Below are 26,318 nucleotides of genomic sequence, written 5' to 3'. Positions count from 1 at the left end.
GTTGCAAGTCCCGTTCGCTCATCGTAATCCAGCCCATCGCCAGCCTCCCAGCCGTCGAAAACCTGGCGGAAGACTGACAGTTCTATGTTGCGAGGGACTGACATTCTGACATTGCGCTTACACCATGATCGCCCATGAGGCGGAATTTGCGAAACGGCAAGAGGACAGCAGCGATGGATCGGCAATCCCGTTTGAGGAGCTTGGCGGAGAAGATCGAGGCACGGGCCGCGGACCCGGCGATGACGGAAGCGCAGCGGGCCGAGGCCCAGCGGCAGGCACACAACGGTCGCGTGATGGCGGATATCCTCGACCGGAAGAGCGCGCCTTCGGCGACGTAGCCCCCTTCCTGGATGAGCGCTTCAGCATCGCCCCCGACATCGAGGACGTCGCCCCTGCCCTGGAGGTGGACCTTCGCGCCCGGCTTCAGCGCTATGGGATCGACGACCGCGTGGCCCTGTCGATGGTCGACGCCATCCGCTCCCAGGCGACCGGCCAGCCGGTTCCGGCCGGCCGCGCCCGCTACACCCGCGGGCTGATCGAGACCGCGCTCAGCACGCCGGACAAGCCGCGCGCCGTCGATCACGAAACCATCCACGCCCTGCGTGACCTCGGGGCGTTCACCCCGGCGGAGTGGAACGCGGTCCGCACCGCCGCCATGCAGCTGAAGGGCGGCGCCATGTCGGCCATCATGTGGTCGCCGCTGATCCACAACATGGTGGAATGGGGCCGCGCCCTGCCGGTGATGCCGGGCAAGGTTCTCACCCTGAAGGTCTATTTCGAGGGCAACGCCGCCAAGCGGGATCCTGCGTTCATGGAGCGCGCCATCGACGCGGGGCTCGTGCCCATCGGTGGGCACCGCGGTGCCACCGACGACCTGCTCGGCATCGGCGGCGCCAACAGCCTGGAACCCTGCCGCGGGCTGATCGCCACTGGTTTGCGGAAGGGCATCGGCACCATGAGCCCTGGCGCCGGCCGGAAGGTCGCCGAAGCCATCGATCGGTTCGGCGACTTCTGGCACGGGACGCTGCTGTGGGACCGCATCGGCGACTTGCAGATGGGCTTGTACAAGAACGTCCGCGAGGATCTGATCCGCCGGCGGGTCGACGAGGTGACCGCCTCCCGCATCGCCGCCCACTTCGCCAACCGCTACGCCGGCGCCCTGCCGAAGGAGGCGATGGGCGAAACCGCCACCCGGATCGCCAACCTCGCGATGTTCTCCCGCACCTTCACCATCGGCAATCTCGGGGTGATGAAGGACATGCTGACCGGGTTGCCCAGCGAGGTGCGCTCCCAGATCGCGCGGGACGCCGGCGAGCTGCGGGCGAAGGCCGCCGTCAGCCTGACCTGGAAGAAGGCGCCGCACGCCTTCCTGATCGACGTCGGCATGATGTACGCCGCCAACAGCCTCCTGCAATCCGGCCTGAACGTGATGATGCGGGACGGCAGCCTCGACAAGGAGGCCGCCGGCTATGTCGAGCGGTTCCAGCGGCTGTTGCAGCACGTCGGCAACGATCCGTTCTCAGCCCTGAACCCGTTCCATCTGCTGGAGAGCCTGACGCCGAACAGCGGGAACGAGCCGGGCAAGGAGGGGCGCATCTTCTGGGGGCTGGACGCCCGCGGCACCGGCATCTATCTGCGCAACCCGGCCGGCAAGATCGGCGAGGAGTTCCAGGGCTACCTGCCCCGCCCGCTCGACATGCTGAAGGCCAAGCTCAGCACCATCGCCCGGCCGTCGCTGGAGGTGCTGTCCAATGACCATGGCTTTCGCCGACCGGTCTACAACGCCGAGGACACCACCCCCGCCGGCATGGCGCGGGCCGCCGGCAACATCGTCACCCACTTCATGCAGGCGCAGTTCCCGACCGGGACGTTCGAGACCCTGCGCGACGTGCTGACCGGCAGCGGTGACCAGCGGGTGGCGCGGCTGAAACTGGCCGGCGAGTTGACCGGCTTCACCTTCAGCCAGGGGGCGCCGGGCGGGCCGAAGCGCGGCGCGCTGCTGGCGGCGGAGCGTCGGCATGAGACCGAGGTGAAGCTCGGCATGCCGGAGGTCAACAAGCTGCTGAAGGACGCCGACAGCGCGCGGCGGGACGGCCGGACGGAGGAGGCAAACGAACTCCGCAGTCAGGCGCGCCGGATGATGCGGGACATGAAGATTCCGCCGGATGAGCAGAAATGGCGTCTGCGCAGCGCTGCCAACCCTGGGAAGGTGTCACCCGAACGGGTCAAGGAGTTCCGGCAGATCGCCACGCCGGAGGAGCGGGAGCGCTTCGACCGGCTGCGGAAGGTGCAGCCGTAGGAGGGGAGCCGAGGCACGCCGTCCCGTCGGCATCGCTGGTGGGACGGCGCCAAATTGCTCCTCGGGGAGGACTTTGGCCCATGTCATCAGCCGGCTTCGGAGGGCGGCATTGAGGCATGCCTGCATAGGCTTCGTCATGGGCATCCTCCTTGTCCGGCTTATTCCGCGCGCAGCGGCGTCTGACCGACGATCCAGCTCGGTCCCGGCGCGGGATGCCCTGCGGGCACGCGGCTTGCCGCATTGTAGGTCAGCATCCAGTTGGGATAGCGCGGCGGCTCCGCGCTGACCGCATTCAGCGCGGCGAGGTCTTCAGCCTCCAGGACGACATCGACCGCACCGATATTGTCGGTGAGCTGATCGACCCGCTTTGCGCCGACGATCACGCTGGTCACGACCGGGCGCGACAGCAGCCAAGCGAGCGCGATCTGTGCGGGCGTCGCACCGCGCCGCTGTGCGATCTCGCGCAACACGTCGATGATATCGAATACGCGCGCCTCCTCGATCGGCGGGAACTGGTTGCCCGCCCCGCGCCGTCCGCGGCGTGAACCGGCCTCCGCCCCGTCGCGCGTCACCTTGCCCGACAGCATGCCGCCGGCGAGCGGGCTCCAGCACAGCATGCCCAGCCCCTGATCGAGCATCGCCGGTGCAAGCTCGTCCTCCACCCCGCGACCGGCGAGCGAATAGAAGGCTTGGACGGTGACGAAGCGGGCGAGGTGTTCGCGCGCCGACACGCCGAGTGCCTTCATCAACTGCCACGCGAAGAGGTTCGACGCGCCGATGTAACGCACCTTGCCCTGACGCACCGCATCGTCGAGCGCGCCAAGCGTCTCCTCGATCGGCGTCAGCGCGTCCCAGCGATGGATCTGGTAGAGGTCGATGTGATCGGTCTTGAGCCGCCGCAGGCTATCATCCAGGGCCTCGGCCAAGTGGATGCGCGACAGGCCGGTGTCGTTCGGCCCCTTGCCGATGCGCGCGTTCGCCTTGGTGGCGAGCACAACCTCGCGCCGCCGGCTGCCGAGCAGTTCGCCCAGCAGCGTCTCGCTCTCGCCGCCGGCATAAACATCGGCGGTGTCGATGAAGTTGATCCCGGCATCAAGCGCGGTGCCGAGGATCGCGTCAGCGCCCGCGCGGTCCAGCCCGCCGATGCCGCCGGTGCCTTCCACCGTGCCGCCGAAGGTCATCGTGCCCAGGCACAGGCGCGAGACGAAGGTGCCGGTGGAGCCGAGCTGTGTGTATTTCATAGATATGCCTCCGTTGCTTGACCGCGGCGAGATAAAGGCAAGATAGTGGATCATGGAGACTCTTTAGTCCGTAATATGTATCCCAGAGTCCGAATATGCCTGATGCCCTGTCCGACATTCTGCTGGCGATGCGGGTCGAGAGCGCCACGCCGGTGCGCTTCGAGAGTCATGGTGGCTATCGCATGCGGTTCCCCGGCTTCCGGCATCTGAAGTTTGGGGCGCTTCTGGCGGGTGGAATGACTCTGCGCCCGGGCACAGGACCGGCGATGCGGCTGGCAGCGGGCGACTGCTACCTCCTAACCGACGGCCAGCCCTACGACTCCAGCACGGCCGACGGGCCGGTCATCGATGGCGAGGCCTATTTCGCTACGCACCGTGGTGCCGATGGCGTGGTGCGCTACGGCGAGGGCGCGCCGGACAAGATCACCATCGGTGGCCGCTTCACTCTGGACGAGACCGGCGCCGCGTGGCTACGTCTGGCGCTCCCGCCGGCGATCCATATCCCTGCCACCGCACCGAGCGCCGCGGCGTTGCGATCGACACTGCTGTTGCTGACCCAGGAGGCGGGCGCCAGCGCGGCCGGTGAGGACTTGGTCGTGGCGCGCCTTGCCGATATCCTACTCGTGCAGGCGCTGCGCGCGTATCTAGCCGCGCCGGGTGGCGCGCGACCAAACTGGTTGGCCGGGCTCGCCGATCCCCGCCTTGCTCGCGCGTTGCGGGCGTTTCACGCACGGATCGGCGAGGATTGGAGCCTGACCCGTCTCGCGTCGGAGGCGGGCATGTCGCGCTCGTCGTTCGCGGACGTTTTCCGCCGGCGGACCGGCTTGACGCCAATGAACTATGTCGCCCGCTGGCGTCTGTTCCGCATTCGCGCAGCGCTTCAGCAGAGCGATCGCCCGATCGCAACGATCGCCGAAGACAATGGCTGGCGCTCCCGCACGTCCTGTGCCCGTGCGTTCAGAGAGGTGTTCGGCATCTCCCCACGTGAGGTACGTCGGGGCTAATCAAGGCTGGCGCATTCAGCGCGTGAGCCAATCGGGTGCCGACACTCTGCAAGTCCAAGGCGCCCGCGTTTTACGGGCTCCTCCGATGGGACAGGCTGATCCGCATCTGAGCCGTGGCAAATGTCAGGTCAGATGCAGAACTCGATGACCCAAGCATTCGGGATTCCCGAATGGTTCAACCTGAATGACCAACGTGCGACCGCCTTCGGAAGATATGGCCGAATCGACCATCCCTTGAAGGTACCCACCTTACGGGGGGTGGGGATGGCGACGTGCTGGATATCTTACCGACGGGATCGGATACCGCCGGCTGAAGGGATCAGGGTTTCCTTGATACCTTGGCTCTCGGATGCGGCGCCTTGCCCGGTCGGATCGTCGCCAGCATCTGCATTGTGATAACCGCAATTCAGGTGGATAGGGAATATGGTGGGATTTTCCCACCTTTCCCGTTACTGCGCAGTGCGGTGGCGTGTTGCTTCAGGCGTTGCGCGTCGGCTGGCCAACGGTGAGCCGGCACAGCAGGGACAGGCGTCGAGCGCTCGGCGGCGCGGAAAAGCTTTGCTCGGAGCCCTCGTCGAAGCCATCGTCACATGACCGGCGACCCAACACCCCGGAACCCAACAAGAGCCTTTCCGATTTCATGGTCTTGGCAAGAGCGGGCCAAGGAATGGCAGGCCCTGCGCCCCGATCCTCAACACGACAGCAGGGGGAATGGATCAAGTTCGTCGGCTTTGGCGAGCAACCCTGATGGACAACCAGAAGAAACCACTCTACCGTAGGCTTTCACTCACGGAAAATACCTTATGTTTTCTGTGGGTGTAGGGCCGCTGTATTGTTTCAGCGTCGAAATCTATGGCCTACCATCGTATGTATGCCGTTGTCCCCGGCGTTTGGAACGTCGCGGGTTGGTCCGGCGGTATGGCACGGGTTCCGTGGAGCGTTTCTGGACGGCATCGGAGGACGACACCATGCTGGAGGACAGCCCGCTTTCCGAGGAAGCGAAACGGCAAGTCGTGGAACACGCGTTGCGCAAGAGCGAGGAGCGTTTCCGACTGGTCGTGGAATCGGCGCCCAACGCGATGGTAATGGTGAACAGCCGGGGGATGATCGAAATGATCAACACCCAGACCGAGCGCGTCTTCGGCTACACGCGCCGCGAACTGCTCGGGCAGCCGGTGGAGATCCTCGTTCCCACCCGCCTCGCCGGGCATCATCCGGGGATGCGGGCCCAGTTCTTCGCCAATCCGCAGTCGCGGCCCATGGGGGCCGGGCGGGATCTCTACGGATTGCGCAAGGACGGCAGCGAGTTTCCGGTGGAGATCGGCCTCAACCCGATCGAAACTGAAGAGGGCACGATGGTCCTGTCGGCGATCGTCGACATCTCCGACCGAAAGCAGAAGGAAGAGAAAATCCAGCAGGCGCTGAAGGAAAAGGACATTCTCCTCGCCGAAATCCATCATCGGGTGAAGAACAACCTTCAGATCATCGGCAGTCTGCTCGATCTTCAATCGTCGCGCATCATGGACAGGCAGGTTCTCGACATGCTGCGCGACAGCCAGTCGCGCATCCGCTCGATGGCTCTGATCCATCAGACCCTGTACCAGTCCAAGGATTTCGCGCGGGTCGATTTCGCCAATTTCCTCGACGCGCTGGCGCCCACCCTGATCGCTTCCTATGGGGTGGATCCGGCGCGGATCACCTTGTCCCTCGACACGGTCGGGGTCCAACTGCCCATCAACACGGCCATTCCCTGTGGCCTGATCATGAACGAACTGATTTCGAACGCCCTGAAGCATGCCTTCCCGGACGACCGCCGGGGCGTGATCACCATCCGGCTGTCCAGGGACACGCCTTCGGAGGTTTCCCTTCGGGTCAGCGACGACGGGGTCGGGCTGCCACCCGCGCTGGACCCCGCGAAGACCGAAACCCTTGGACTTCAACTCGTCAATTTGCTGACGCAGCAGCTTAGCGGTGCGTTGACGATCCAGCCCGGCCACCCGACCAGCTTCCTGTTGCGGTTCCCATCGGACGAATGAGTGGAGGCGATCGATGTCGAAGGCCAGAATTCTGGTGGTCGAGGACGAGCGCATCGTCGCGCTTCATTTGCAGCAGCGTCTGAAGCTGCTGGGCTATGACGTGACCACCCCGGCGGCGTCCGGCGTGCAGGCGCTGGCCTCCGTCCGCGACGAGCGGCCCGACCTCGTCCTCATGGACATCCACATCGAAGGGCCGATGGACGGCATCGACACCGCCCGGGAAATCTCCAGGACGTCCGACACGCCGGTCATCTACCTGACCGCCTATTCCGAACAGGCGACGCTGGAGCGCGCGCGCGCCACCAGACCCTATGGCTATCTCGTCAAACCCTTCAGCGAACGGGAGCTGCACGCAACCATCCAGATGGCGCTGGAACGCCGCGACGCCGACCTGGTGGTCCGGCGAAGCGAGGAGCGGCTGCTGCTGGCCCTGGAGGCCGCCGATATGGCGTCTTGGGAACTGGACGCAACCACGAAAACCGTTCTGCACGTCGGCAACTCCCATCGCTTCTTCGGCCATCCGCAGGAGGTTCTGGCCGGGGCGTGGGACGGTTTCCTGGCGCGGGTGCACGACGAGGACCGCCATCAGGTCGATCGGGTGTTCAGCCACACCTCCGATCACGGTGGCCTGTGTTCGACCGAATTCCGCAGCGTCCATCCCGACGGCGCGCTTCACTGGCTGAAGATCCAGGGGAAACTATTCACCGGCAACGTCGACGGGAAAAGCCGCATCATCGGCGTTATTCAGGATATCACGGAAAGGCGAAGGACCGAGGTCCAGCTTCAGCAGGCGGCCATGGTCTTCGAATCGGCCCAGGAAGGCATCCTGATCCTGGACAGGGCGTTCGACGTCATCAATTTCAACCGTGCATACTGCACGATCAGCGGTTGTCAGGACGACGAGATCATCGGAAAGTTCCCTCACATCCTGGACACGTCGTTTGGTACGCCCGTCGACCGGCGCAGCATGATGACGACCCTGGCCGCGGCCGGGCGGTGGCACGGCGAGATTCTCGGCCGCCGCCGGGATAATTCCCTGCTGCCGGTGCTGGTGAACATCGCGTCGGTCTGCGATGCCAAAGGCGACGTCACCCACTATGTCGCGTTGTTTTCGGACATGACGGCCATCCGGCAGGCCCAGGAGCAATTCCAGCATTTGGCGCATTACGACCCGCTCACCGACCTGCCCAACCGCCTGCTGGCGATGGACCGCCTGCAACAGGCCATGAACGCCGCCCAGCGCCGCAACGGGACGGTGGCGCTTCTATTCATCGATCTCGACCATTTCAAGCGGATCAACGACACGTTGGGACACAGCGTCGGCGACGAGCTGCTGCGGACCGTGGCCAAGCGCATGCGTCTGGCCGTGCGCCAGGAGGACACCGTCGCGCGGTTGGGCGGCGACGAGTTCATGGTGATCGTCGACCAGGTCGAGCAGCCGGTCTGCGTGGCCGAACTCTCCAACCGCATCATCGCGCGGATTTGCGAGCCCATCGCCTTGGCCGGGATCGAGTTCACGGTGTCCGCCAGCGTCGGAATCAGCCTGTTTCCCGACGATGGCCTGACGCAGGACGACCTGATCCGCGCCGCCGACACCGCCATGTACGTGGCCAAGGATGACGGGCGCAACCGCTTCGCCTTTTACACCAAGGAGATGACCCGGAAAGCCACCCTCTACATGGAGCGCGACCGCGACCTGAGGCGCGGTTTCGACGTGGGGGAGCTGGTCCTGCATTACCAGCCGCAGATCGATATGGCGAGTGGCGCGGTCCTGGGCGTCGAGGCGCTGATCCGCTGGCAGCACCCGACCGCCGGCCTGTTGGGACCCGACGCGGTGATTCCCATCGCGGAGAAGAGCGGCCTCATCGTTCCCATCGGCGAATGGGTCCTGCGCGAGGCCTGCGCGCAGGCCTGCGCGTGGCGGCGGGCCGGACTTCCCCCGTTGCGGATGGCGGTCAACGTCTCGGCGCGGCAGATGAACCCGGACCGCCTGCCGCAGTTCCTGAAGAATCTTCTCGATGAAACCGGCCTGCCCGCCGAGCAGCTGGAGATCGAAATCACGGAAAGCACCTTACAGAACGAGGACAACTGCCTCGCCACGCTGCTCCAGCTCAAGCGGCTCGGTCTGATGGTGGCCATCGACGATTTCGGAACCGGCTACTCCTGCATGGGGTCGCTGAAGAGCCTGCCGATCGACCGGCTGAAGATCGACCGCAGCTTCATTCGCGACATTCCCGAGGACCGCGACAGCGAAGCGATCCCCGAGGCGATCATCGCCATGGCGCACCGCCTGAACCGCACGGTGATCGCCGAAGGGGTGGAAACGCTGGCGCAGCAGGACTTCCTGCGGTCCTGCGGCTGCCGGGAAGGGCAGGGGTATCTCTATGCCCGGCCCATGGCCGCCGCCGCCGTCGCTGCCTTGCTGGCGGAGCGGTTCGGCCTCGCGCCCGACCTGTCGTGACGGCGGCCGCGCCAGCGGGGCGGCCGGGTCCGTAGCAACACGGACTCCGCGTCCCGATGGTGCGGGCGGGTCGGATGGACGCTACGATTGCACCGGTGCCCCGCCTTCCTCGCGCTGGATGAATACCCTCCCGGCCTGCATCGCCCGCCGCCCGGTGTATAGCCGAGCCCGGGGTCTGATCAATCACCGAAGGCCCCACCGTCCTGATTGCCGCTCGGATGGACATCCCGGATTGTCTTCATGAAGGCGTCGATCCGGGCAAGGTCCGTCTTCAGCCCTGTTCCTTCGATGGATTGTACGCAGTGGCCGGCATAGTGCGTGATGGCTTTGCGGACACGGGAACCCGTCTGATCGTCCCTGTATGAAACATCCTCGGAACGCTTCGTCGGACCACCATCAAAGTGAGCCTGACCGCATTCGCCTGTCCACGACGTCCAGCAAAATCTGTCCGATCTGTGGAGAAATTTCGCCCAACCCGAGGTCATCGATGATTAACAGGCTGGGCTTGATCAGTTCTGCCTTAAGCTTCAGCAATGACCCGTCGTAGATAGCAACACCAATGTTCTCACAAAGCTCGCTCGAAAAAAAGTTACCGGGCAATTGCAACCGGCATGCTTGGAATCCGAACGCGCAGGCCAGCTACGTCTTTCCAGCCCCGGCGGCGGCAAGGTGAAGTTCGTGCTCGATATCACCGACCAGGGCGGCGAGCCGTACGACGCGAAGTCCCTGGTCGCGTCGGAATACCGGGCATTGGCCGAGAGCGGCTTGCGCAAGGCCGGATACGTGGTCGCACCCGACGCGGACACAGAAGTGCACGACCTTGAAGGGCCGAACCCCGAAGGGTGTCGTGGACATCGAAAACTCGACTGGCCGCAACATCGCCGTCAACGCGGTGACGTTCGGCATCGGCTGTCGGGAAATGGTCCATACGGTCGATGCCGCCGGACAGATCGTCGTGGTCCGTAAGGGACGGTCGGTGATCGAGCAACCGGTGGACATGAAGGCTTCCGACACCAGTTGTTTCAGTTCGCCAAACCCGTCCTCGTTGACGCAACATCAGCAAGCCAGCGTACGGACGTACGAGGCGGCGGTTACGCAGCACGTCGGTGCGTGGCTGCCACTGGTCGGCTCCGGATCCTAGGCGCGGGGCATAGCGGCGTCGATCGGCTCTGAGGCCATGCTTGCCACGGTCACCTCGGGAACAGGGAGATGGTCGGAATGAGCCGGATGCGCGCGATACCCGCCATTCACTGTTCGATGGGACTGAAACTGGACAGGTCCTGCGCGATTGCCCGCTCGACGCCGCCCACAGCTGGAACTGCCCAGGTGGGTGCATAGGTAACCCCTCGCGCGCCGCCATTCCAGGGGCGTTGGCCCGTTCCGTCAGGCGCCGTCTTGCTCGTGCGCAGGCGGACGCTCCTCCGTCTGCAGGATATGGTCGGCAGTCAGCCGGCGCAGCGCGCCGGCGTCGCCGGCCGCGATGGCCTCGACCATGTGGAAATGTTCGCGGCTCGACTGCTCGATGCGGGCCCGGGTCTTCCACTGCGTGACCGGCGCCGACGGGCCGCGCCCCCGCAATTCCCAGAGGATGTTGATCAGCTCGCGGTTCGATCCCAGCGCCAGCAGCTTGGCGTGGAAGGCGATGTTGGCCTCGTAGAGGTCGAGCAGCGTCCCCTCCAGGATGAGGTCGGCGAAGCGCTGTGCGAGCACGCGAAGCGCCGCGATATCGGCGGCGGTCGCGTTGGCGACGATGCTGCCTGCCGCCGCCGTCTCCAGGATCAGCCGGACCTCGCGCACCTCCTCGGCCTGCCGGTCGTCCGGGACGTGAACGTGATAGCCCCGGTTCGGGACATGCCGCACCAGCCGCTTGAGCGCGAGCTGGTCGAGCGCGCGTCGCACCTCCATCCGTTTGGCCTCGTAGCGGGTCTCCAGGTCGACCTGCTTCAGCCACATTCCCGGCGCGAAGACGCCGGCCTGGATGTCGCGCGCCATGCGGTCGGCGAGGTTGCCGGTGGCGGGATCCGCTTTGACGCTCATGGGACGCAGGTGACCTCGCATTCTGTCTGAACCCTCGCTCCGGCGGTGCCGGAAGAGGTGCCGTATCGTAAGGCTGCCCTACGCACGCGGCAACGGATGTGACGAAGGACGTCCGGAGGATTTCGTCTCTGCCGGAATGCATCCGCCACTCTCCTCCATCCGGATCGGCGGAACGCTGTGTCCGCCGATCATCGGAAAAACGGAATTGCCCCCTTGCCAAGGCGCCGGCAATGTGTAACCAATTTTGGCGCCAATTTCTATACCAATTGGAACCGCGATGACTCTCCTCGACGCGCCTCCGGGCGGTCCCGCCGGTGCCCAGGCCAGTGCCAATCCCGGTGCTCCGCAGGACCGCGGCCGGCAAATCTACGACCTCGGCCACACCACGGTGTTCGCCAGCCGGCATGATCCGCGCTTTTCCTACTGCCTCTATGTTCCGCCGCCGGTCGAGGGCGCCGCTCCGGATCTGGCGGTGGTGATGCACGGGACGGGCCGCGCCTTCATGGCCTACCGCGACGCCTTCGCCGACTTCGGCCGCTGGAACAACTGCGCCATCCTCTGCCCGCTGTTCCCGGCGGGGGTGCGCGGCGACGGCAACCGCGACGGCTTCAAATACATGCAGGAAGCCGACATCCGGTACGACGAGGTGCTGCTGTCGATCGTCGACGAGGTCGGGGAGCGCTACGGCTTCGACGTCTCCCGCTTCGCCCTGTTCGGCTATTCCGGTGGCGGGCATTTCGCCAACCGCTTCTTCCTGTTGCGGCCCCAGCGGCTGTGGGCGGTCTCGATCGGCGCACCCGGGTCGGTGACGCTGTTCGACCCGACGCGCGACTGGTGGGTCGGCGTGCGCGACATGAAGGCGCGCTTCGGCATCGAGGCCGATCCCGCGGCCATGGCGTCGGTTCCGGTCCAGATGGTGGTCGGCGCCGCCGACCTGGAGACCTGGGAGATCACCCACCGCGAGGGCGGCCGTCATTGGATGCCTGGGGCCAACGACGCCGGCCGCACCCGCCCGGAACGGCTCGACAGCCTGCGCCGCTCCTTCGAGGCCGCCGGCATGCAGGTCCGCTTCGATCTGGTGCCCAACGTCCCGCATGACGGCAACAAGGTGGTCGGCCATGTCCAGGACTTCTTCGCCGACATGCTGAAGCGCCGCCGCGCGGCCAGGGGCTGAGACAGGGGGAACGGACCATGGCGGCAGAACGGATCGGGGACGCGATGATCGTCGCCCCGCAGCCCGAGGCCGCGGAGGCCGGGGCGGAGGTGCTGGAGCGCGGCGGCAACGCCGTCGACGCGGCCATCGCCTGCGCTTTCGTCCAGGGGGTCGTCGATCCCCAGATGTCGGGCATCGGCGGCTTCGGCTCGATGCAGGTCTACATGCCGGGACGCGGGGTCCACGACATCCTGGAATTCTACGCCCGCGCCCCGCTCGCCGCCCGGCCCGACATGTGGACCGACCTGCTGCTCGGCCAGACGCGCGACGGCTTCGGCTTCCTGCTCAAGGGCGGCATCAGCGAGATCGGCCATCTCGCCGTCTGCACGCCGGGCAGTCTGAAGGGCTATGCCGAGGCGCTCGGCCGCTACGGGACCTTCGACTGGGCCGACGTGATGGCACCGGCCATCACCCAGGCCGGGCGCGGCTTCATGGTCCGCCCCCATGTCCACTGGTACTGGTCGCTCGACCAGAGCGGCAGCGGCGAGGTCGACACCATCGACAAGCTGCACCACAGCCGCACCGGCCGGGACATCTATTTCCGGCCCGACGGGACGGTGAAGCGCCCGGGCGACCTCGTCCTCAACCCCGACCTGACGCGGACGCTGGAACGCATCGCGCGGGGCGGACCCGACCTGTTCTACCGCGGCGAGATCGCCGAGGAGATCGCCGCCGACATGGCGGCGCATGGCGGGCTGATCGGCCTCGACGATCTCGCCGCCTACGAGGTCTCGACCGCGGCGCCGGTCTGGGGCGAATATCGCGGGCACCGCATCTCGACCAGCCCGCCGCCGGCCAGCGGCTTCCCGATGCTCCAGCTTCTCCACATCCTGGAGAATTTCGACATCGGCGCGCTGGAGCATGGCTCGGCCGAGCATGTCCGCCTGCTCGCCGAGGCGATGAAGCGGATGACGGTGGACAAGGACCGGCACATGGGCGACCCGGCCTATGTGGAGGTCCCGGTGGACCGGCTCATCGCCAAGGACTATTGCCGGGCGCTGGCCGAGGACATCCGCGCCGGCAACCGGGCCGAGGTCTCGCGGCTCGACAAGTCCAGCCGCGACACCACGCATATCTCGGTGGTGGACGCCCGGGGCAACGCGGTCGCCCTGACCCATACGCTGGGCAGCCCGTCGGGCGCCATCACCGACGGTCTCGGCTTCATGTACAACGGGACGATGGCCCGCTTCGACCCGCGGCCGGGCCGGGCCGGCTCCATCGCGCCGGGCAAGCGGCGCGCCAGCTCCGCAGCGCCGACCATCGTCTTCAAGGACGACCGGCCCTTCGTGGTGATGGGCGCGCCGGGCGGCAGCTACATCGCCCCGGCGATGGCGCAGGGGATCATGAACGTGATCGACTTCGGCATGTCGATGCTGGAGGCGGTCAGCGCCCCGCGGGTCATGGCGGTCTCCAACACCATCGACGTGTCGAACCGCATCCGCCGCTCGGTCACCGACGCGCTGGCGGAGCAGGGCTACGCGGTGAAACGGTCGTGGCAGAGCTACGCCTTCGCCGCCCTGCACGGCATCCGCATCGACGGCGGTGTCTGCAGCGGCGGCGCCGACCCGCAACGGGACGGCATGGCGATCCGCGTACGGTCACAGGCCGGGGTGGCGGCAAGCCGTCCCTAGCCTTTTCGCGCCGGCCGGCAAAAAGGCCGGCGTTCAACGACAATGACGCATGAACAGAGGGGTAGGTCGATGACGAGGTTCCTGGCAGCCCTGTTGGGCATGGCGCTGGCGGCTGGAGCGGCGACCGCTTCCGCCCAGAGCATCACCGTCGCGCTGAACGCCGACATCCGCAGCACCAATCCGGGCGTGAACCGGGACGACAACACCGACGCCGTCGTCCTGCACATGGTCGAGGGACTGGTGGGCTACCGGGCGAATGGCTCGGTGGCCCCGCTGCTCGCGGAGTCGGTCGAGCGGTCGGACGACGGCAAGACCTACAGCTTCCGCCTGCGCCAGGGCGTGACCTTCCACAACGGCGCTCCGCTGACCTCGGCGGACGTGCTGTGGAGCTGGAACCGCTACATGGATCCGAAGACGGACTGGCGCTGCCGCTCCGACTTCGACGGGCGGAACGGCCTGAAGGTCGAGAAGGTCGAGGCGCCGGACGACCGCACCGTCACCATGACGCTCGATCACGCCAGCGCGCTGTTCCTCGACGCCCTGGCCCGCACCGACTGCGGCGGCACCGCCATCCTCCACAAGGACTCGCTCAAGCCCGACGGCAGCTGGGACAAGCCGGTCGGCACCGGCCCCTTCCGCTTCGGCGAATGGCGCCGCGGCGAGTATGTGACGGTCTCCCGCTTCGACGGCTACCAGTCGCCGCCGGGCGACAAGCCCGACGGCATGGTCGGCGCCAAGCGCACGGCCCTCGCCTCGGTGAAGTTCCTGGTCGTTCCCGACGCCTCCACGGCCAAGGCGGCGCTGGCCTCCGGCGCGGTGGACGTGGCCCAGGTCCTGGAAACCGACGTGCCGGAGCTGAACAAGACCAAGACGGTCGAGGCCGGCTTCTTCCCGTCCACCACCAAGCACACCTTCCTGTTCCAGACGCGCGACCCGCTGCTCGGCAACGTCAAGCTGCGTCAGGCGATCGCCGCCTCGCTCGACATCCCGCAGCTGGTGGCCGCCGTGTCGAACGGCGAAGGCAAGCCGAACAATTCCGGCGTTCCCGTCACCTCCGCCTACTACGACGCCGTTCAGGCCAAGGGCTACGCCTACGACCCGGCCAAGGCGAAGGCGCTGCTCAAGGAGGCCGGCTACAAGGGCGAACCGATCAAGATCATCGCCAACAAGCGCGTCCATGTCCCCAGCTTCAACGCCGCGGTGATCGCCCAGGCGATGATGCAGGCGGTCGGCATCAACGCCCAGATCGAAGTGCTGGAATGGGTGACGCAGCTCGACCGCTACAACACCGGCAACTACCAGATGATGTCCTTCTCCTATTCCGGGCGGCTCGACCCGGCGCTGAGCTACGAGCAGTTCTCCGGCCCGAAGGACAGCCAGCCGCGCAAGGTGTGGGACGATCCCGCGGTCCAGGATCTGATCACGAAGGCCTCCACCATCTCCGACGAGGCGCAGCGCCAGGCGGTCTTCGACGAGCTGCACAAGCGCCAGATGGAGGCGACCCCGCTGATCATCTTCTCCAACGGCCAGGAAGCCTGGGCCCACACCAAGCGGGTCCAGGGGGCCGACCCGTGGGAAGGCAAGGCGCGCGTCTGGGGCGCCAGGGTCGTCGGGAACTGACCCTTTGTCGTGACGGCAGGGTCGCGGGGCACCCGGACGGGAGCCTCGCCGCGCAGAGGAGGCAGGCGTGCTGCATTTCGTGTTCAAACGGATCGCCATGGCGGTTCCGACACTGCTGATCATGGCGGTGACGGTCTTCGTGCTGATCCGCCTCATACCGGGCGATCCCGCCGCACTCATGCTCGGCGACCTCGCGACCCCGGCCAGCCTCGCCGACCTGCGCGAGCGGCTCGGCCTCGACCAGAGCCTGCCGGTCCAGTTCGGCATCTGGTTCGGCAACGTGCTGCGCGGCGACTTCGGCATCTCCATCACCTCCTCCCAGCCGGTCCTGCCGCTGGTGCTCGACCGCTTCTGGATCAGCGCGCGCGTCGTCCTCATCGCCGTGCTGCTGGCCAGCCTGTTCGCGGTGCCGGCCGGCATGATCGCCGCGTGGCGCCAGAACAGCGGTACCGACCTGTTCCTGGTCGGGACCGCGACGCTGCTCTATTCGATCCCGACCTTCTGGCTCGGCCTGCTGCTGCTGCTCCTCTTCGGCCTGGAGCTCAACTGGCTTCCCGTCGTCGGCTACGTGTCCTTCTCCGAGGATCCCCGGGCGGCGCTGCTCTATATCGTCATGCCGGTCATGACCCTGTTCCTGCACGAGATGGGGGTGCTGATCCGCATGTCCCGGGCCAGCACGCTGGAGGTGCTGCGCCTCGACTACATCACCCATGCCCGCGCCAAGGGGCTGTCCGAAACCGCCGTGCTGTGGCGGCATGCCTTCAAGAACGCCTTCGGGCCGACCTGGACGCTGATCGGGCTGGTGCTCGGCAATCTGCTGGGCGGCATCGCGGTGGTCGAGACGGTCTTCACCATTCCCGGGCTCGGCCGCCTTCTCGTCGATGCGATCTTCGCGCGCGACTATCCGGTCATCCAGGGCTGCCTGCTGTTCGTCGCCTTCGTCTACGTGGCCGTCAACCTCGTGGTCGATCTGCTCTATCCCGTCTTCGATCCCAGGGTGACCGCGGAATGAAACGGCTTTCCCTCAATGTCGTCCTCGGCGGCGCGATCATCGGCATCGTCATCGCCGGCGCGGTGCTGGGCGCGGTCTGGACCCCCTACGACCCGCTCAAGATCAATTTCGTCGCCCGTCTGGCGCCGCCGGGGGCTGCCCACTGGCTGGGCACCGACGAGTTCGGCCGCGACGTGTTGAGCCGCCTGATGGCGGCGGCGGCGACCAGCATGCTGATCAGCTTGTCCACGGTCGCGGCGGCCGGCCTGCTCGGCACCGCGGTCGGCCTCGTCTCCGGCTATGCGCGGGGCTGGACCGACCGCATCCTGATGGCCTTCAACGACGCTCTCCTGGCCTTTCCGGCGATCCTGCTGGCGCTCGGCCTGCTGACGGTGGCCGGGGCCAACAGCTCCGGGATCATCGTCGCCCTCGGCCTCGCCTACACGCCCTCGGTCGCCCGCATCGTGCGCGGAACGGTGCTGTCGCTGCGCGAGCGGGAGTTCGTCGAGGCGTCGCGCGTGATGGGCAACTCGGAATTCTACACCGTGCTGCGCCACATCCTGCCGAACTGCGTCGGGCCGATGACCGTGCTGGCCACCTCGATGTTCGGCTGGGTGCTGCTGGCGGAGAGCGCGCTCAGCTTCCTCGGGCTGGGCGTGCCGCCGCCGGCGCCAACCTGGGGCAACATGCTGGCGGGAAGCCGGCCCTTCATCGCCCAGGCGGTCTGGCTCGGCATCTTTCCCGGCCTGTGCATCTCCCTGACCCTGCTCGGCATCAACTTGCTGGGCGACGCGCTGCGCGACAGGCTTGACCCGCGCATGAGAGGGGCCTCCTGACATGACCGACACCATTCTTCCCGGCGCCCTTCTCGACGTGGAGAACCTGAGCCTGGCCGTCACGGCCACCGGCACGAAGGTGGTCCGCGGCGTCAGCTTCACGGTGGCGCCGGGCGAGATCGTCGGCATCGTCGGCGAATCCGGCAGCGGCAAGACGCTGGCCGCGCGCTCCATCATGGCGCTCCAGCCCCCGGCGATCCGCCGCACCGCCGGCACCATCCGCTTCGAAGGCCGCGACCTCGCCGGCCTGTCGGCGAAAGCGCTGCGGGACCTGCGCGGCGGCCGCATCGGCATGGTCTTCCAGGAGCCGATGACCTCCCTCAACCCGTCGATGACCATCGGCCGGCAACTGGAGGAGGGGCTGGCGGTGCATCAGCGCCAGCAGTCCGCCGAAGGGCGGCGCGCCCAGGTGCTCGACATGCTGCGGCGGGTCGGCATCGCCGATCCCGACGGGGCGCTCGGCGCCTACCCGCACCAGTTCTCGGGCGGCATGCGCCAGCGGATCATGCTGGCCTCGGTCATGCTCCTCCAGCCGGCGCTGCTGATCGCCGACGAGCCGACGACCGCGCTCGATGCCGTGGTCCAGCGCGATGTCCTCGAACTGATGGTCGGGCTGACGCGGGCGCACGGCACCGCGGTGCTGATGATCAGCCACGACCTGTCGATGGTCGCGCGCTACACCGATCGCATCATCGTCATGCGCAAGGGCGAGATCGTCGAGCAGGGACGCAGCGACGAGCTTCTGCGGGCGCCGCGGCACCCCTACACCCGGGCGCTGCTGTCGGCGATGCCGCGACGCCAGCCGGCGCGCCCCATTCCGCCCGTCGCGACGCCGATCATCGAGGTCCGCGACCTCGTCGTCGAGTATGGCGGCCGTCGCGGCCTGTTCCGCAAGGAGGCAGGCAAGCGTGCGCTGCACGGCCTGTCCCTGTCGATCATGCCGCGGGAGGTGGTGGCGCTGGTCGGCGGCTCGGGTTCCGGCAAGACGACGCTGGGCCGCGCCATCGCCGGGCTGCTGCCCCCCAGCGCTGGCACCATCCGCTATGCCGGCCGGCCGATCGGAGCGGGCGGCGCGGAATGGGCCGACTACCGCCGCAACTGTCAGATGGTCTTCCAGGATCCCTATTCCTCACTCGACCCGCGGATGACCATCGGTGCGCTGGTCGGCGAGGCTCTGCGCACCGTGCCGGACATGGGCCGGGGCGAGAAGGCCGAGCGGGTGGTCGAGGTGCTGTCGGAGGTCGGCCTCGGCAAGCCCTTCGCCGACCGCTACCCGCACGAGCTGTCGGGCGGCCAGCGCCAGCGCGTCGCCATCGCCCGCGCGGTGGTCCGCCGTCCGGCCTTCGTGATCGCCGACGAGCCGGTCTCCGCCCTCGACGTGACGGTGCGCGCCCAGGTGCTGGAGCTGTTCGCCGACCTCCAGGCACGGCACGGCTTTTCCTGCCTGTTCATCAGCCACGACCTCGGCGTCGTCGAACAGGTCGCCGACCGGGTGGTCGTCATGCAGGACGGCCGCATCGTCGAACAGGGCGACCGCGACACCGTCTTCGACCATCCGGCCCATCCCTACACGCGGCGGCTGCTCTCCGCCATCCCCGCACTGGAACCGGCGGGCGAAGGTGGCGTGCGGCTCAAATGGCGGTTCGACGACGCGGTTCCCGTGGCCGTGCCGTCCTGAAACCGCCGACGGATCGGCCACCCCTGCCGGGACCATGGTTTCTATTGAGCGCCAGGAGGGGGGCCGAAGACCTCCTCCTGGCGGCTGCGGTGCAGCCCGAGCTTCGCGGGAGCGCCGTCACGTTGGCGTTGGACGGGGTGCGGGGCGGGCGAAAGCGGGATATGGAGCGGCATGACGACCCGCACCGACCATCGCCATACTGGTTAACGCTACCCCGCCGAGGTCATCGCGACGGCGGTCTGGCTTTACTTCCGCTTCCCCCTGAGCCTGCGGATGGTCGAGGAGATGCCGGCAGCGCGCGGCTGGGTCCCCATGGGTATTTGAGCGAGGCCAAGAATTGTCAAGGCTCTCTGTACCGTTAGAGCGTCAAGCTGTGGACAATCGACCCGCCTATGCCAGTTATGGGAAACGCTTCGGCGGGCCGGTATTCCACAGCCCAGGACGTGCTCAACGATCTACTGTCGAATACAGGCTGGGAAAATTTTCTTGGTTCACTGTTTGCAGAGTTGCTTCGATGCTCATGATCATCGGCCCAAATGAGCGCGTGGCCGGTCAAGATTGTCACGCTCGCCGGAATACGCAGGGGCATTGTACCGGGTCTGCTAACAGTTTGCGTTGTTGCGCCTACAGCCCTGATCATGCCGAAACGCACCGCCAGCGCACACTGAACGCCGTACCGTGCCACCGCTGTGGTACGCGCTGCCGATGCGCGGCTGGAGTGCGGTCGATTCGCTGCGTCACCGCTGCGGTATGGCGGCGGATGTGCGAGCGAATCGAGGTCCACCACCGCACCTGCCTGGATCACTAACGCGTTTCTCGGTCTGGCTGGCGGCGTTCCGGTCGGCAGAAGAAGTGGGCCATGCTCTCCCCATCGGCAGCATGGCCTTGGCGGAATAACGCCGCCGTCCGTCCGTCAACCCGGTCACGCTGGTGTCCCCGCACGGGCAGCCAAACCGTCGATGAGCGCCCGGTCCGCCTGCACGCCGTGGGCGACCGCGTCAAAGAAGGCACGGACACGCGCCGTGTTCCGCAGATCCCGGTGCGTGACGATCCAGAGCTCGCGCGACAGGTCGGCGATCGGATCCGGGGAGGCGCGTACCAACCCCGGCTCGGGGTCGCCCAGATAGCAGGGCAGCAGCGCGAGCCCGACGCCTGACCGCGCCGCGACCATCTGGTTCACCAGGCTGTCCGTCCGGTAGACCACCGCCGCCGACGGCGCCACCTCGGCCAGCCAGCGCGCCGCGTTCACGCCCGCCGTCCCCTCCTCCCAGCCGATGAGCGGGTGCGAGGCGAGGTCCGCCGGCCCAGTCAACGGCGGCACGGCGGCAAGATATCCGGTGGCGCCATAGGCCGCCCAGGCGACGTTGGCAAGCTTGCGCCCCCACAGGTCGTTCTCTTGCGGACGGGCGACGCGCAACGCCACGTCCGCCTCGCGCCGCGACAGGTCCAGCACCCGGCTGTCCACGGCGAGTTCGATGACGATGCCAGGATGCCGGGCGCGGAACCGGCTGATCCAGGGCGTCAGCAGGCGGAAGGCGAGCGTCTCCGAGCAGGTGACGCGCAGCCGGCCGGAGAGCCGGCGGTCCAGCCCCGCCAAGTCGCGCGCAAGGCCCAGCGCCTCGTCCTCCATACGCTCCGCCGCCGCCGCGGCCCGGGCGCCCGCTTCGGTCGGCACATAGGCGCCGCCCGCCCCACGTTCGAAAAGCGGCAGACCGATCCGGCCTTCGAGCGCCGTCAGGCGCCGGAACACGGTGGAGTGGTCGACACCCAGCATCCCGGCCGCTCCCTTGAGCCCGCCCGCCCGTGCGACGGCGAGTACGATCCGGTGATCGTTCCAGTCATCCATGCCGGGCAGAATAGCACCAGCGTTTGCAGGAACGCAAAAAGACACTGCAAATATGCAATGTGACTTGCAAAAATGCCAATTCTATTCTCGTGGCCTCACCCTGCCGCCTTGCGGCGACCGGTTCCAGCTCTCCACCGCGCCGGGAAGGCTCACACGACGGGAAATAGAATGAACGCCATGCCCAGCCTTCGCCTGATCAGTCACCAGCTTTGCCCTTATGTGCAGCGCGCCGCCATCACACTGGCCGAGAAAGGCGTTCCCCATGATCGGCAGGTCGTCGACCTCTCGGCGAAGCCCGACTGGTTCAAGGCCATGTCGCCGCTCGGCAAGGTGCCGCTGCTCGTGGTGGACGGCGAGACCGTCCTCTTCGAGAGCGCCATCATCTGCGAGTACCTTGATGAAACCCAGCCGGAGCCCCGGTTGCATCCCGAGAACCCGGTCGACCGGGCGCGCCACCGCGCCTGGGTCGAATTTGCCTCGGCCACGCTGAACGCCATTGCCGGCCTCTACGCCGCCCCCGACGAGGTGACCTACCGGGCGAAGGCCGCCGACCTCGCCGGAAAGATGGCGTGGCTGGAGGACGCACTCGGCAGGGGACCGTACTTCGCCGGGGTGAGGTTCAGCCTTGTGGACGCGGCCTTCGGGCCGGTGTTCCGCTACTTCGATACCTTCGAGGCGACGGTGCCGCCGCTCGGCGTGTTCGACGCGACGCCGAAGGTCCGCGCTTGGCGGCAGGCGCTCGCCGCGCGCCCGAGCGTCAGCGGGGCGGTGACGACAGACTACCCGGAACGGCTCGCGGCCTTCCTCCGGGGACGCGGATCGTACCTGTCGAGCCTCATGCCGGATGGATCGGCCGCTGGATGAACCCGGTGCGTGCGACGCTCCACGTGGCCCCACGCCTCAGACACCGCCTCGGGTTCGCCTTGAACGCCGCGCTGTGCTTCCTTTGGGTCTGCTTCATGTCCTGCTCCATAGGATGTGCCACTTATAGGAGCAGGACTCTCCACGATACTTGTCTCAGATTCGGGGTCTACCTCACCTTCCCCAACGTCACGACGTGATGCTGCAACAGCCCCTTTGAAGGCGCGCATTAGCCGTGGTGGTTCGTTGGAGATCGTGCCCAGCCGAAACTAAATGTGGGGGGTATCGAAAGGCTAGAGCGGATTTCAGTGATAAATCAACGCTCTAGCGAAATTTGATGGCGGAGGGGATGGGATTCGAACCCACGATAGGGCTTTAAACCCTATGACGGTTTAGCAAACCGTTGCCTTCAGCCACTCGGCCACCCCTCCAGCCAGTGCGGTTTCCCGTGGGGCACCGCTGGCGTGGGGAGGGTTCTAACGGCCGGCCGTACCCTTGTCAACGCTTACAAAGCCATAAAACCGCTTTTCCCGAAAATCATCGGAAAGGGACAAATCTGTATAAAATTTTAGCCACTTTTTAACGGAAGGCGATTATGATGCCATCATGAGCAATAAAAAGCCTGGGTGACGAACGACTAGGTCGCGTGGGGGTCGAGCCCGACAAAACCCCACCGGTCAGTGACGCCGCACCCCGTCGCCGTGGAGGATGCCATGACCCTGTCACGCCGTTGCGCCGAAACACTGATCGACCTCGTCGAGATCAAGCTGAGCTGCCTGGAAATCACCGACCGCGAAGACCAGCGCGAAAAGGAACTGCTGCAACGTTGCGTGCAGGAACTGAACGCCGAACTGCGCGGGGAAAACGGTGCGCTCGCCAACTTCGCAGCACCGAAGCGCCGCGGACGGCGGCCCAAGCATCTGCAGTTCCACGAACTTCACGTCGCCTGACCGGCTTCCGGCAGGACGGTGCGGCAGGACTGCGGCCCGGCGTCAGTTCAGCGCCGGCTCCGTTGCCGTAGTCGGCTGCATCGCCGGCGCCTCGCGCGGCAGCTGGACGGTGAAGCGGGTGCCCTGTCCCGGCCAGGACTGGACGGATACCGTGCCGCCCAGCGGGCCGGTGACCGTATTGAAGACGATGTGCAGCCCCAGGCCGGAGCCGCCCTGCCCGCGCTTGGTGGTGAAGAAGGGGTCGAAGACCTTCGACAGATGTTCGGGTGCGATGCCAGCGCCGTCGTCGATGAAGTCGATCCGGACCCGGTCCGCCCCGCCGGCCTGCGCAGTGATCCTGATCGTGCCAATCGGCTTCTCGGCCAGACGGTCGGCCACCCTGTCGCAGTCGCCATAGGCATGGACGATGGCGTTGATGACCAGATTGGTCAGCACCTGCCCCAACGCACCGGGAAAGCTGTCCATCGTCAGCTCGTCGTCGCACTCCACCACCACCTTCAGGTTGGTGCGCTTCAGCCGCGGACGCAGCGAGAACAGCAGTTCGTGGATATAGCTGCCCAACTCGAACACCCGCCGGTCGCCGGAGGACTGGTCGACCGCCACCTGCTTGAAGCTCTGCACCAGCGACGCCGCGCGGTCGATGTTGGCCATCAGCAGGCGGCTGCTTTCGCTCAGGCCATCCAGGAACTCCAGGAATTCCGACCGACGCAGCGTGTTGCCGGTGAAGCGCTCCCGCAGAATCTGCGCCTGTTCGCCGATATGGCTGGCGGCGGTCAGGCCGATGCCGATCGGCGTGTTGATCTCGTGCGCCACCCCGGCCACCAGTTGGCCGAGCGAGGCCATTGTCTCGGCCTGGATCAAGCTTTCCTGCGCCTCGCGCAGGTCGGCCAGCGCCCGCTCGGCCTCTTCCCTGGCCTCGATCATCGCCGATTCGGCAGCCTTGCGGTCGGTGATGTCGTAGAGCCAGGTCAGCAGCGCCGATTCGCCGTCCAACTCGATGCTGTTCCACGAGGACAGGACCCAGACGATACTGCCGTCCGGCCGGCGGAACCGGATCTCGGCATTGCGGAATGCGCCCTCACGGTCGAATCTGGCGATCAGCGCATCGCGGTCGGCCGGGTCGGCATAGAGGTCGGCCACCGGGGTGCGCATCAGCGCCGCCCGGTCACGCCCCATCAGCCGCGCCGACTGGGCGTTGCAGAACAGCCAGCGGCCGTCGCGCGTGGTGACGTTCACCGCAATGGGGGCCGCCTCCATGATCTTCAGCAGTCGTTCCTCGCTGGCGCGCAGCCGCTCCTCCTGCCGGCGGGCTTCGGTGATGTCGGTCATGATGCCGGCATAGCGCACCGCCCGGCCGGTCTTGTCGCGAAAGGCGCGACCCTTGGCGGCGATCCACACCCAGCCGCCGCCTTCGTGACGAAGCCGGTAGCTGTAGGCATAGGCCGGGGTCTCCCCCGCCAGATGCGAGGCGATGTGGGCCAGCACCCGTTCGCGGTCTTCGGCATGCAGCCGCCGCTCCCAGAAATCGGGCGGCATGGCCGGCCGTGTGCGATAGCCCAGCATGCGCGGAAAGGTGTCCGACCACCAGCAGGTCCCGGCCACCAGATCGGCGTCCCACACCGCGGCGCCGGTCGCCTCCAGCGCCATCTCCAGCCTTTGGCCGATCTCCGGCTCATGCAGGGGGTGCGACGGCTGAGCGTTGGCGGGATCGGCTGACTGCTGCGGCGACAGCAATGAAGGCGGCGAACGGCGGGCCGCCCGGCGACCGGCATACCGGCCCAGCAGCACCCCGAGCAGACCGCCGACGGCACCAGCCGCCAGCGCCACCATCACCGGCTCCGCCGCCATGGTTCCTCCACCGTTTCCAGCACTGTGACGGCGGAAACCGGGAAAATTCAACTGTGGCTTTGCCTTAGGGCCGGGCAAGGCCCGAGAAAAAAGCCCCTCCGCCAAGCGGAGAGGCTTTCCTCAAACATTCTTTCGGACAGGGCGGAGATTTCGATCTGTCGACCGGGGAATTCCACTCAGCCTTTCAGCTTCTTCATCAGGATTTCGTTGACCATGGCCGGGTTGGCCTTGCCCTGGGTCGCCTTCATCACCTGACCAACGAAGAAGCCGAACAGCTTGTCCTTGCCGCCGCGGAACTCCGCGACCTTGTCGGCGTTGGCGGCCATCACGGCGTCGATCGAGCCCTCGATCGCGCTGGTGTCGGTGACCTGACGCAGACCCTTCTTCTCGACGATGTCGGCGGCCTTCTCGCCGGTCTCGAACATCGTCTCGAAGACTTCCTTGGCGATGCGGCCGGAGATGGTGTTGTCGGCGATCAGGTCGATCAGGCCACCGAGATTCCCGGCCGAGACCGGGCTCTCCTCGATCTCCTTGCCGGCCTTGTTCAGATAGCCGAACAGCTCGCCGGTGACCCAGTTGGAGGCAAGCTTCGGATCGCGGCCTTTGGCCACCGCCTCGAAATAGTCGGCCTTCGACTTCTCCGAGACCAGCACGCCGGCATCATAGACCGACAGCTTGTAGTCCTCGATGAAACGGGCCTTCTTGTCATCCGGCAGTTCGGGCAGCGTCTTCTTGATGTCCTCCACCCATGCTGCATCCAGTTCCAGCGGCAACAGGTCGGGGTCGGGGAAATAGCGGTAGTCGTGCGCCTCTTCCTTCGATCGCATGGAACGGGTCACGAACTTGGTCGTGTCCCACAGCCGGGTCTCCTGATCGATCTTGCCGCCTTCCTCGATGATCTCGATCTGGCGGCGGGCCTCATACTCGATCGCCTGCATGACGAAGCGGATCGAGTTGACGTTCTTGATCTCGCAACGCGTGCCGAAGGCGTCGCCCGGCTTGCGCACCGACACGTTGACGTCGCAGCGCATGGAGCCTTCCTCCATGTTGCCGTCGCAGGTGCCGAGATAGCGCAGGATGGAGCGCAGCTTGCGCACGTAGGCGCCGGCCTCTTCCGAACTGCGCATGTCGGGTTCCGACACGATCTCCATCAACGCAACGCCCGACCGGTTCAGGTCGATGTAGGTCTTGGACGGGTGCTGGTCATGCAGCGACTTGCCGGCGTCCTGCTCCAGGTGCAGGCGCGTGACGCCGACGGTACGGCTGGTGCCGTCCGGCAGGTCCAGCACGATCTCGCCCTTGCCGACGATCGGCTGCAGGAACTGGCTGATCTGATAGCCCTGCGGCAGGTCGGCGTAGAAGTAGTTCTTGCGGTCGAAGACCGAGTGCAGGTTGATCTCGGCCTTCAGGCCCAGACCAGTGCGCACCGCCTGTTCGACGCAATATTCGTTTATGACGGGCAGCATGCCGGGGAACGCGGCGTCGACGAAGCTGACCTGGCTGTTCGGCGCGGCCCCGAATTCGGTGGCGGAGCCGGAGAACAGCTTCGCGTTCGAAATCACCTGGGCATGGACCTCAAGCCCGATCACGACTTCCCAATCGCCCGTTTCACCCTGGATGTACGACATCGTTCCGCTCTTCGACGTTCACGGCACGGGACCGGACGGGCGCCGCCCTGGAATCGGGCGCCCCGGCCATACCCTTGGAATCCTATTTCTTCTAGCGCCCTTTGCGCCCGCGCGCACGCTTTATCGCGACGCCGCCAA

The 26,318-nt window shown here is 66.5% G+C and carries 20 protein-coding genes, 1 tRNA gene and 1 pseudogene; 15 read left to right on the top strand and 7 right to left on the bottom strand.

The features are described from left to right. Positions 1-173: 173 nt before the first annotated feature. Both J2848_RS26765 and J2848_RS26760 read left to right on the top strand, forming a co-directional pair. Positions 174-338, top strand: a complete 165-nt coding sequence (locus J2848_RS26765; protein WP_170307185.1) for a hypothetical protein — start codon at positions 174-176, stop codon at positions 336-338. Positions 339-403: 65 nt separating this feature from the next. Next, positions 404-2,299 (top strand): hypothetical protein, encoded by a 1,896-nt coding sequence (locus J2848_RS26760; RefSeq protein ID WP_149233861.1) that lies wholly within the window; start codon positions 404-406, stop codon positions 2,297-2,299. Positions 2,300-2,457: 158 nt separating this feature from the next. On the opposite strand, the gene J2848_RS26755 is transcribed toward J2848_RS26760, so the two are convergent. Then, on the bottom strand, positions 2,458-3,594 hold the full coding sequence (locus J2848_RS26755; protein ID WP_246194175.1) for an aldo/keto reductase: 1,137 nt from the start codon (positions 3,592-3,594) through the stop codon (positions 2,458-2,460). Between the two features lie 41 nt (positions 3,595-3,635). On the opposite strand from J2848_RS26755, the gene J2848_RS26750 reads away from it, so the two are divergent. The 3 genes from J2848_RS26750 (at position 3,636) to J2848_RS26740 (ending at position 9,041) form a co-directional block, all read left to right on the top strand. Further along, positions 3,636-4,544: an AraC family transcriptional regulator gene (locus tag J2848_RS26750; protein ID WP_149233860.1), complete on the top strand. Its 909-nt coding sequence runs from the start codon at positions 3,636-3,638 to the stop codon at positions 4,542-4,544. Positions 4,545-5,512: 968 nt separating this feature from the next. Further along, positions 5,513-6,580: a sensor histidine kinase gene (locus tag J2848_RS26745; RefSeq protein ID WP_149233859.1), complete on the top strand. Its 1,068-nt coding sequence runs from the start codon at positions 5,513-5,515 to the stop codon at positions 6,578-6,580. A gap of 13 nt (positions 6,581-6,593) precedes the next feature. Beyond that, positions 6,594-9,041: a two-component system response regulator gene (locus tag J2848_RS26740; RefSeq protein WP_149233858.1), complete on the top strand. Its 2,448-nt coding sequence runs from the start codon at positions 6,594-6,596 to the stop codon at positions 9,039-9,041. 396 nt (positions 9,042-9,437) lie between these two features. On the opposite strand, the gene J2848_RS36195 is transcribed toward J2848_RS26740, so the two are convergent. Continuing rightward, positions 9,438-9,680 carry an ATP-binding protein gene (locus J2848_RS36195; protein WP_366520488.1) on the bottom strand — a complete coding sequence of 81 codons (243 nt, stop codon included), beginning with the start codon at positions 9,678-9,680 and terminating at the stop codon, positions 9,438-9,440. 208 nt (positions 9,681-9,888) lie between these two features. Here J2848_RS36195 and J2848_RS26735 point away from each other — a divergent pair, with 208 nt between their 5' ends. After that, positions 9,889-10,182 carry a hypothetical protein gene (locus J2848_RS26735; RefSeq protein WP_170307172.1) on the top strand — a complete coding sequence of 98 codons (294 nt, stop codon included), beginning with the start codon at positions 9,889-9,891 and terminating at the stop codon, positions 10,180-10,182. A gap of 242 nt (positions 10,183-10,424) precedes the next feature. Here the strand turns inward: J2848_RS26735 and J2848_RS26730 are convergent, their stop codons facing one another. Then, on the bottom strand, positions 10,425-11,078 hold the full coding sequence (locus tag J2848_RS26730) for a GntR family transcriptional regulator (RefSeq protein ID WP_211103268.1): 654 nt from the start codon (positions 11,076-11,078) through the stop codon (positions 10,425-10,427). A 277-nt stretch (positions 11,079-11,355) separates the two neighbouring features. On the opposite strand from J2848_RS26730, the gene J2848_RS26725 reads away from it, so the two are divergent. The 7 genes and pseudogenes from J2848_RS26725 to J2848_RS36190 all read left to right on the top strand — a co-directional run. Continuing rightward, the gene (locus J2848_RS26725; RefSeq protein WP_149233857.1) at positions 11,356-12,252 is read left to right on the top strand and encodes an alpha/beta hydrolase family protein; all 897 of its coding nucleotides are present in this window, start codon (positions 11,356-11,358) and stop codon (positions 12,250-12,252) included. A gap of 17 nt (positions 12,253-12,269) precedes the next feature. Then, the gene (gene ggt, locus J2848_RS26720; RefSeq protein ID WP_170307184.1) at positions 12,270-13,922 is read left to right on the top strand and encodes a gamma-glutamyltransferase; all 1,653 of its coding nucleotides are present in this window, start codon (positions 12,270-12,272) and stop codon (positions 13,920-13,922) included. Positions 13,923-13,991: 69 nt separating this feature from the next. Further along, positions 13,992-15,542: an ABC transporter substrate-binding protein gene (locus J2848_RS26715; protein ID WP_149233856.1), complete on the top strand. Its 1,551-nt coding sequence runs from the start codon at positions 13,992-13,994 to the stop codon at positions 15,540-15,542. 67 nt (positions 15,543-15,609) lie between these two features. Continuing rightward, the gene (locus J2848_RS26710) at positions 15,610-16,554 is read left to right on the top strand and encodes an ABC transporter permease (RefSeq protein WP_149233855.1); all 945 of its coding nucleotides are present in this window, start codon (positions 15,610-15,612) and stop codon (positions 16,552-16,554) included. Beyond that, positions 16,551-17,369 carry an ABC transporter permease gene (locus J2848_RS26705; RefSeq protein WP_149233854.1) on the top strand — a complete coding sequence of 273 codons (819 nt, stop codon included), beginning with the start codon at positions 16,551-16,553 and terminating at the stop codon, positions 17,367-17,369. The genes J2848_RS26710 and J2848_RS26705 overlap by 4 nt, the downstream gene beginning before the upstream one ends. A gap of 1 nt (position 17,370) precedes the next feature. Further along, a complete protein-coding gene (locus J2848_RS26700; RefSeq protein WP_149233853.1) occupies positions 17,371-19,047 on the top strand; it encodes an ABC transporter ATP-binding protein in 1,677 nt (558 codons plus the stop codon). Between the two features lie 225 nt (positions 19,048-19,272). Continuing rightward, positions 19,273-19,350: pseudogene (locus J2848_RS36190) on the top strand (IS6 family transposase); the annotation flags it as partial. Between the two features lie 619 nt (positions 19,351-19,969). Here the strand turns inward: J2848_RS36190 and J2848_RS26690 are convergent. After that, positions 19,970-20,893, bottom strand: coding sequence for a LysR family transcriptional regulator (locus tag J2848_RS26690; RefSeq protein WP_149233852.1), 924 nt, complete (start codon positions 20,891-20,893; stop codon positions 19,970-19,972). A gap of 168 nt (positions 20,894-21,061) precedes the next feature. Here J2848_RS26690 and J2848_RS26685 point away from each other — a divergent pair, with 168 nt between their 5' ends. Further along, complete coding sequence (locus J2848_RS26685) at positions 21,062-21,757, top strand: glutathione S-transferase family protein (RefSeq protein WP_149233851.1); 696 nt, start codon at positions 21,062-21,064, stop codon at positions 21,755-21,757. Positions 21,758-22,092: 335 nt separating this feature from the next. Here J2848_RS26685 and J2848_RS26680 read toward each other — a convergent pair. After that, a tRNA-Ser gene (locus J2848_RS26680) sits at positions 22,093-22,185 on the bottom strand. Positions 22,186-22,467: 282 nt separating this feature from the next. Between J2848_RS26680 and J2848_RS26675 the strand changes: the two genes are divergently transcribed. Further along, the gene (locus J2848_RS26675) at positions 22,468-22,704 is read left to right on the top strand and encodes a hypothetical protein (RefSeq protein WP_014188024.1); all 237 of its coding nucleotides are present in this window, start codon (positions 22,468-22,470) and stop codon (positions 22,702-22,704) included. A 42-nt stretch (positions 22,705-22,746) separates the two neighbouring features. Here J2848_RS26675 and J2848_RS26670 read toward each other — a convergent pair whose 3' ends face one another. Both J2848_RS26670 and gatB read right to left on the bottom strand, forming a co-directional pair. Next, a complete protein-coding gene (locus J2848_RS26670) occupies positions 22,747-24,552 on the bottom strand; it encodes a PAS domain-containing sensor histidine kinase (protein ID WP_149233850.1) in 1,806 nt (601 codons plus the stop codon). 176 nt (positions 24,553-24,728) lie between these two features. Continuing rightward, a complete protein-coding gene (gene gatB / locus J2848_RS26665) occupies positions 24,729-26,180 on the bottom strand; it encodes an Asp-tRNA(Asn)/Glu-tRNA(Gln) amidotransferase subunit GatB (protein ID WP_149233849.1) in 1,452 nt (483 codons plus the stop codon). Positions 26,181-26,318 lie beyond the last annotated feature (138 nt).

Source organism: Azospirillum lipoferum (assembly GCF_024170005.1).
GTDB lineage: Bacteria > Pseudomonadota > Alphaproteobacteria > Azospirillales > Azospirillaceae > Azospirillum > Azospirillum lipoferum.
Note: the sequence above shows the minus strand (reverse complement) of the source record. Positions and strands in the feature narration are given on the sequence as shown.